Raw genomic sequence first — 7,086 nt, 5'->3', positions numbered from 1 at the left:
CACGATAGCCGGTGATGATCTTGTCGTGGCCCTGTTTGACGCTCTCCTGAACGCCGACGGCCACCGCTTCCTGGCCGATATACAGGTGGCAGAAGCCGCCGATCAGACCCATGCCGTACAGCTGGCCCGCCCGTTCCTCGAACCGGCGGATCAGCACCATCTCACGATAGTAGCGCAGCAAATCCTCTTTCGACGCGGTCGGCGCGTTGGGGATTTTGGCAGCGGCTTTGGGGGCGGTCTTCGCGGGGGCTTTCGCCATCCAGGATCTCCCGAATGAGCCACGGCGCCACGACGGCGTCAGGCTTCTTATCGTTACGGAATGGGGCTTTAGCAGCCTTCGATCCCGTAAGGCAAAGCGGCCGGTTCCGCCTGTAACAATAGTTCAGGACGTGACAGGTCTTGTGACCGGTACCACAGGCGCGCTCACCCGCACCACATAGTCGCGTGGATCCGCAAACCCCAGCACGACGCGGGCCCGTTCCTCCAGCAGGTCACGAGACAGGCTGCCGGTGCGCATATAGCGGGCGCGGACTTCCAGATCGGCCCGGGCTTCGGTCAGTTCCGCCAACTGGGCCTGGCGCTGTAGCAGCAGCTCGTCGCGCGCTGATCCGCTCAGGAGTCCACGCTGCCCCGTCAGGGCCTGGACGCCCAGATAGACGACCAGCAACAGCAGGAACGCGGACAACGAATACGGTTTCATCCGTTCGGGCAACTCGGACGCTCCTTCTGAGCGTGGATACAGTTGACTGATCCTGACCGAAAATGCCTAACAAAACCTAGCTGAGCCGTAAGCTCTGTCCGCGTTAACCCTGTTATTTCAACAGCATTCCGTCGCCGAAGTAGGCACCCTGGTCGCCCAGCATCTCTTCGATGCGCAGCAACTGGTTGTACTTGGCCGTGCGGTCCGAACGGGCCAGCGACCCCGTCTTGATCTGACCGCAGTTGGTCGCGACGGCCAGGTCGGCGATGGTCGAATCCTCGGTCTCGCCCGACCGGTGGCTCATCACCGAGGTATAGCCCGCGCGGTTGGCCATATCGACGGCGTCCAGCGTCTCCGACAGGGTGCCGATCTGGTTGACCTTGATCAGGATCGAATTGGCCAGGCCCTCGCCGATGCCGGCCGCCAGACGCGCCGGGTTGGTCACGAACAGATCGTCGCCGACCAGCTGGATCCGGTCGCCGAGGCGTTCGGTCAGCATCTTCCAGCCCTCGAAATCGTCTTCCGAACACCCGTCCTCGATCGACACGATCGGGAATCGCTCGCACAGGTCGGCCAGGTATCCGACCATCCCGTCCTGATCCAGCGACTTGCCCTCGCCGGTCAGCTCGTACTTGCCGTTCTTGAAGAACTCGGTGGAGGCGACGTCGAGACCCAGGTGGAAGTCCTCCCCGGCCAGATAGCCTGCGGCCTGCCCCGCCTTGGTGATGAAGCTCAGCGCCTCTTCGGCCGAGGCCAGGTTGGGGGCGAAACCGCCCTCGTCGCCGACGTTGGTGTTGTGGCCTGCGTCCTTCAACTGCTTCTTCAGGGCGTGAAAGATTTCCGACCCCATCCGCAGGGCCTCGGAAAAGCTCTCGGCACCGGTCGGCAAGATCATGAACTCCTGGATGTCGATCGGATTGTCGGCATGCATCCCGCCGTTGATGATGTTCATCATGGGCGTCGGCAGCACGCGCGCCGAGACACCGCCGATATAGCGGTGCAGCGGCAGTCCGGCCGAGATGGCGCTGGCCTTGGCTACCGCCAGCGACACGCCCAGGATTGCATTGGCCCCCAGGCGGGCCTTGTTGTCGGTGCCGTCCAGGGTGATCAGTGCCTCGTCGATGCGGCGCTGATCCTCGGCGTCCATCCCCGACAGGGCGTCGAAGATCTCGCCGTTGACGGCGTCGACCGCCTTCATCACACCCTTGCCGCCCCAGACGCTCTTGTCGCCGTCACGCAGCTCGACTGCCTCGTGCGCGCCGGTCGAGGCCCCCGACGGCACCGCCGCGCGGCCGAAAGAGCCGTCGTCCAGGGTCACGTCCACTTCCACGGTCGGGTTGCCCCGGCTGTCGAGGATCTGGCGGGCGACGATGTCGGCGATGTCGGTCATGGGGCGCTCTGGCTTGGAGTTGTGCCCCAGCGTTTAGCCCGCGACCGGCGCAGACTTCAAGGAACGGCGTGGTCTTTAGCTGCAGCCCTCGACCAGCTGGATCGACGGCCCGCCCGCCATCACGGTCATGACCTTGCCGTCCGAGCCGATCTCGTAGCGGACGCCTCGGGCATTCGGATCCTGCACATAGTTGGTCGAGCCGCCCCGGCTCCACGCGAACAGGTCCTCGGCCGGCGCATCCTGATACTTGTGCGGCTGGGCGATGACGGCCCCGCCATAGGCCTGTTTGATCGCCGTCGCCGTGTCGCCCACGCCAAAGCCGCGATCGGTCTTGACCGTCGCGTCCCGGCTGGCCGCGATGCGGGTCAGGCGGCCCTCTTCGATCATCACCCGGACGCCCGTGGGCGCATTGGCCGGATGGTACTCGTCGCAGACCTCGGGCTCCGCCCCGCCCACGGCGTCGGGATTGGCGTCCGCGCCCCAGGCGGCCGTCACCTCGGCCGTCGTCATCCCGATCTGCACCGGACCCATCCCCTCGGCCGTCAGAATGTTCGGATCGGCGGCAGGTGCGGGTGTTGCGGGTGCCGCAGGCGTGGTGGCAGCAGGCGGCGCGGACGCCGGCTGCTGGGCCTGATCACAGGCGGCGAGCGCCAGAACGGCAAGCGGGGCGAGACAGGCGAGACGCATCATGAGGGTGTCCTTCGTCAGCGAACGATCCTCTCACAACGCACGAAAACGGCGCGCGAAGCCATCGCGCGCCGTCATCAATGACGAAAAAGCCGCCTGAAGGGGGCCTAGTCTTCCTTGGGCGTCAGGACCTGGCGGCCGCGATAGGTGCCGGTCTTCAGGTCGATGTGGTGCGAACGACGCAGCTCGCCCGTGTCCTTGTCCTCGGTGTACGGGTTGGTACCCAGGGCGTCGTGGGCGCGGCGCATGTTGCGACGCGAGGGCGATACTTTGCGCTTCGGAACAGCCATGTCCGTCTCAATCTTTAAGGCTCGGCGTCCGGCTGGACGCGAAAAACAAGCGGCGGCCCATGTCTGAGCCGCCTTGCGAGCCGGGGCTTATGCCCGAAAGGGTCGCCGATATCAAGGCCGCTCAGGTGGCATCTTTTGACCGCCGATCCGCGTTCCAATCTCGACTGTCATTGAAGGGAAGTCTCCCATGTCCGCCGACGCCACCGCCCCGGTCATTCCGGGTCGGGCCCGACTGAAGCTCTTCCTGATCCTTGATTCGGTATTCACCGCGCTGGCCGCGCCGCTCGCCCTGTTCTGGGGCATGATGTCGGTGATGGCCTCGACCACGACGACCGACATGGACTGGGCCAACACTTACGCCCTGATCAACCTCAGCCTGCCCGTCGCCATGGTCCTTTGCGTGATCGGCGGCTGGGTCGCCTATGGCCTGCGCCGCCAGCGGACCGCCTGGATCATCATCCTCCTGCCCCTGCTGTGGCTGGCGGCGAGCATCGCCATGATGGCAATGTGGCCCGCGCGCTAGCGGCGGCTCCACGTCTCCCGATCCAGGCCGAAATACAGACTGTCCTTCCACTCGCCTCCGATATTCCAGGTTCGTTCGGCCGACCCCGTCCGGACGAAGCCGAGCCTTGCCAGAAGGCGGATGGAGGCCGCGTTCTCGGGATCGACGTCTGCCGTGACCGCCTCGATCGGCCGGTGCGTAAAGACATGGTCCAAGGCCGCGCTGACCGCCTCGCCGGCCAGCCCCTGCCCCCAGTGGTCGGGATGCAGGATATAGCCGACGTCCGGCAACCGCCAGAATCCCGCCTTGCCGATGACGACCCCGTCCCTCTCGATGACGAAGTCGTCGCTGCCCGCCGCATTGCCCGCGATCATGTCGTCCAGCCATCGTCGGGTCTCATCCAGCGACCCATGCGGCGGCGTGGACCACCATCGGGTCGCGCCAGGATCGGACAGGACGGCGTGCAGCCCCTCCAGATCGGCCGGCCGGGCGTGGCGCAGGACCAGCCGTTCCGTCCGCAGGATCAAATCGCGTCGCCGAGCAGCCGGTCCGCCACCGCCTCGCCGACCGCCAGCGAGCTGGTCAAGCCGGGGCTCTCGATTCCGAACAGCGCCATCAGCCCGGGCAGGCCGTGAACCTCTTCGCCATCCAGCTGGAAGTCCGGCTGCGGCTCCCCTGCCCCGTGCAGCTTGGGCCGGATGCCCGCATAGTCGGGCGTCAGCGCCTCGTCCGGCAACCCCGGCCAGAACCGCCGGATATAGGTCGCGAAACCTTCGGCCTTCGCGGGATCGACCGAATAGTCCTCGGTCTCGACATACTCCAGGTCAGGCCCGAACACCGCCTGCCCGCCCAGATCCTTGCGGTAATGCGTCCCCAGAGCGCCTGCGATCGGCGGCGGATAGATCAGCCGCTCGAACGGTGCCTTGCCCGTCAGCCGGAAATAGACCCCCTTGCCGAAATGGCCCCTGGGGATGCGGTCGGCGGGAAAGCCCTCGATCCGCGTCGCCACATCCTGCGACGACAGACCCGGCGCGGTGACCAGAAGCCGCGTCGTCACGACCGCACCGCCCTCACCTCCCGCCGTCACCGTGAACCCGCCGCCTGGAAGCGCCTCGGCCCGCTCGAACGGCGTATCGACCACGACCGACCCGCCCGCGTCCTCGATCTCGCCTTGCAGGGCCAGCATATAGTCGTGGCTGGCGAAGATGCCGCTCTCGGGCGACAGGATCGCCGCATGGGCGTTCAGCGCCGGCTCCAGCGCGCGCGCCTGCTCACCTGTCAGGTGCTCCAGTCGCTCCACCCCGTTCGCCACGGCCCGCTCGAAGATCGCCTCGATCGACGCGACCTCGTCTTCGTTGGTGGCCACGACCAGCTTGCCGCATTTGTGATAGTCGATCTTGTGGCTGTCCAGGTAGTCATACAGACGCCGCCGTCCCTCGACGCAGAACCGCGCCTTCAGCGATCCGATCGGATATTGCAGCCCGCCGTGGATAACCTCGCTGTTCCGCGACGACACCCCTTGGCCGATGTGGCCTTCCTTCTCGAGCACCAGCACCGTCAGGCCCCGCTTCGACAGCGCCCGCCCGCAGGCCAGGCCCACGGCTCCCGCCCCCACCACGACGGCGTCGAAATCGAAGGCGGTCATGTCTTCGTCCCGTACCGCCGCGCCGCCTCGGCCTCGAAGCTGGCGATCAGTTTGCCGACCGCCAGATCGAAGTTCGCGTGCAGCATGGCGTTCAGGATCGGGCTCCTGAAGGCGAAGTCGATCATGAACTCCAGGCGCGTTCCCTCTGGAATTGCATGGAAATCCCACCGGTTCTTCAGATGCTTGAACGGCCCCCGGATCAGCCCGACCTCGACGCGAGGCAGGTTGCGGTCATGCCGCACCCAGGTCGAGAACCGCTCCTTCAGGAACGAGAACCCCACCTGCGCCTCTGCATCGATCAGATCGACGCCGGGTGCCTCCTCGCGCGCGTTCCAGGTCCGCATTGAGCTGACCCACTTCACGAACTGCGGATACGACCCGATGTCCGCCACCAGCTCGGCGAGCTGTTGCGGAGTGTAGGGCAGGACGCGGGTCACGCGATGGATGGCCATCAGACGCGATGCCTTGTCATCCCGGCCGGAGCGAAGCGAAGAGCCGGGATCAACGCCGGTTCTGACCTTCCCGCGCCGCCTTCAGCCGCGCGAAATCATCCCCCGCATGGTGTGACGACCGCGTCAGCGGCGAGGACGACACCATCAGGAAACCCTTGGCCCGCGCGATCGCCTCATAGGCCTTGAACTCTTCCGGCGTCACGAAGCGGTCGATGGCGGCGTGCTTGCGGGTCGGCTGCAGGTACTGGCCGATGGTGATAAAGTCGACGCCGGCGGAGCGCATGTCGTCCATCACCTGCATGACCTCTTCCTTGGTCTCGCCCAGGCCGACCATGATGCCGGACTTGGTGAACTGGTTCGGATCGCGCTCCTTGACCATCTGCAGCAGCCGCAGCGAATGGAAGTAGCGCGCGCCGGGCCGGATCTTCAGATACAGCCGCGGCACGGTTTCCAGGTTGTGGTTGAACACGTCCGGGGTCGCATCGATCATGACCTCGGCCGCGCCGTCCTTCCTCAGGAAGTCGGGCGTCAGGATCTCGATCGTCGTGTTCGGTGCCTGCAACCGGATCTGGCGGACGACCTCGGCGAAGTGGGCCGCGCCGCCATCGGCGACGTCATCGCGGTCCACCGAGGTGATGACCACGTGGTTCAGGCCCAGCTGCGACACCGCCAGACCGACCTTGCCCGGTTCTTCGGGATCCAGCGGCTGCGGCAGGCCCGTCTTGACGTTGCAGAAGGCGCAGGCCCGGGTGCAGGTGTCGCCCATGATCATCAGGGTCGCGTGCTTCTGGCTCCAGCACTCGCCGATGTTCGGGCACGCCGCCTCCTCGCAGACGGTGACCAGCCCCTTTTCGCGCACGATCGCCCTGGTGGCGTTGTACTGCCCCGATCCGGGTGCCTTGACCCGCAGCCAGTCGGGCTTTCGCAGCACCGCCGTCTCCGGCCGGTTCTGCTTTTCCGGATGCCGCAACTCCGCCGGCGTCTTCGTCAGGGTGTCGATCAGGGTGACCATGACCGGTATTTCGTCGCTCTCGCCGCTTTAGGCAAGGCACGGACGGTTACGGGGGGTGACGGGGTCTGAACGGTCGGAGACTCTCCTCCCCGTCGCGAAGCGATGGGGAGGTGGCGCGGCCCTTCTTCAGGGCCGTGACGGAGGGGGCGACGAGGTTTGTCCAGTTGTGACTCTCCAAGCGGTCGAGTTGCGCCCAGTAGCCCTCATTTTCAGCACCGGGTCTCCCCCTCCGTCTCCTCGCAAGCGCTCGGATCCACCTCCCCATCGCTTCGCGACAGGGAGGAGACGGCTTGTCCAACACGTCGAACTTGCAAAGTTCGAGCGTCCAATCCCTTGCCCCGCAACGGATTGCAGATTTCTGACCCCCTCGAACCCGCCCAGGTCCCCAACCCCGCTATGATGCTTTCC

At 65.9% G+C, this 7,086-nt stretch carries 10 protein-coding genes; 1 reads left to right on the top strand and 9 read right to left on the bottom strand.

Annotated features, from left to right (window positions below; translation table 11 throughout):
- The 5 genes from JHC99_RS16320 to rpmF all read right to left on the bottom strand — a co-directional run.
- Nucleotides 1-259: thiamine pyrophosphate-dependent enzyme (locus tag JHC99_RS16320; RefSeq protein WP_292155650.1), on the bottom strand; the 259-nt coding region annotated here is incomplete at its 3' end.
- A 123-nt stretch (nt 260-382) separates the two neighbouring features.
- A complete protein-coding gene (locus tag JHC99_RS16315; protein WP_292155648.1) occupies nt 383-700 on the bottom strand; it encodes a septum formation initiator family protein in 318 nt (105 codons plus the stop codon).
- Nucleotides 701-812: 112 nt separating this feature from the next.
- Nucleotides 813-2,090, bottom strand: coding sequence for a phosphopyruvate hydratase (gene eno, locus JHC99_RS16310; protein WP_292155647.1), 1,278 nt, complete (start codon nt 2,088-2,090; stop codon nt 813-815).
- A 75-nt stretch (nt 2,091-2,165) separates the two neighbouring features.
- Nucleotides 2,166-2,780 carry a hypothetical protein gene (locus tag JHC99_RS16305; protein ID WP_292155645.1) on the bottom strand — a complete coding sequence of 205 codons (615 nt, stop codon included), beginning with the start codon at nt 2,778-2,780 and terminating at the stop codon, nt 2,166-2,168.
- A 104-nt stretch (nt 2,781-2,884) separates the two neighbouring features.
- Entirely contained in the window at nt 2,885-3,067 is a 183-nt protein-coding gene (gene rpmF, locus JHC99_RS16300; protein WP_029416334.1) for a 50S ribosomal protein L32, read from the bottom strand.
- Between the two features lie 187 nt (nt 3,068-3,254).
- On the opposite strand from rpmF, the gene JHC99_RS16295 reads away from it, so the two are divergent.
- Nucleotides 3,255-3,590 carry a hypothetical protein gene (locus tag JHC99_RS16295; protein WP_292155638.1) on the top strand — a complete coding sequence of 112 codons (336 nt, stop codon included), beginning with the start codon at nt 3,255-3,257 and terminating at the stop codon, nt 3,588-3,590.
- Here JHC99_RS16295 and JHC99_RS16290 read toward each other — a convergent pair.
- The 4 genes from JHC99_RS16290 to lipA are packed head-to-tail and all read right to left on the bottom strand — an operon-like array spanning nt 3,587 to nt 6,678.
- Nucleotides 3,587-4,096, bottom strand: a complete 510-nt coding sequence (locus JHC99_RS16290) for a GNAT family N-acetyltransferase (protein ID WP_292155637.1) — start codon at nt 4,094-4,096, stop codon at nt 3,587-3,589. The genes JHC99_RS16295 and JHC99_RS16290 overlap by 4 nt on opposite strands.
- Nucleotides 4,093-5,214: an NAD(P)/FAD-dependent oxidoreductase gene (locus tag JHC99_RS16285; protein WP_292155635.1), complete on the bottom strand. Its 1,122-nt coding sequence runs from the start codon at nt 5,212-5,214 to the stop codon at nt 4,093-4,095. The genes JHC99_RS16290 and JHC99_RS16285 overlap by 4 nt, the downstream gene beginning before the upstream one ends.
- Nucleotides 5,211-5,666, bottom strand: coding sequence for a type II toxin-antitoxin system RatA family toxin (locus JHC99_RS16280; protein ID WP_292155633.1), 456 nt, complete (start codon nt 5,664-5,666; stop codon nt 5,211-5,213). The genes JHC99_RS16285 and JHC99_RS16280 overlap by 4 nt, the downstream gene beginning before the upstream one ends.
- Before the next feature lie 49 nt (nt 5,667-5,715).
- Nucleotides 5,716-6,678 carry a lipoyl synthase gene (lipA, locus tag JHC99_RS16275; protein WP_292155631.1) on the bottom strand — a complete coding sequence of 321 codons (963 nt, stop codon included), beginning with the start codon at nt 6,676-6,678 and terminating at the stop codon, nt 5,716-5,718.
- Between the last annotated feature and the right edge of the window lie 408 nt (nt 6,679-7,086).

It is taken from the genome of Brevundimonas sp. (assembly GCF_016463485.1).
Taxonomy (GTDB): Bacteria; Pseudomonadota; Alphaproteobacteria; order Caulobacterales; family Caulobacteraceae; genus Brevundimonas.
This window is presented reverse-complemented; position numbering and strand designations above follow the sequence as displayed.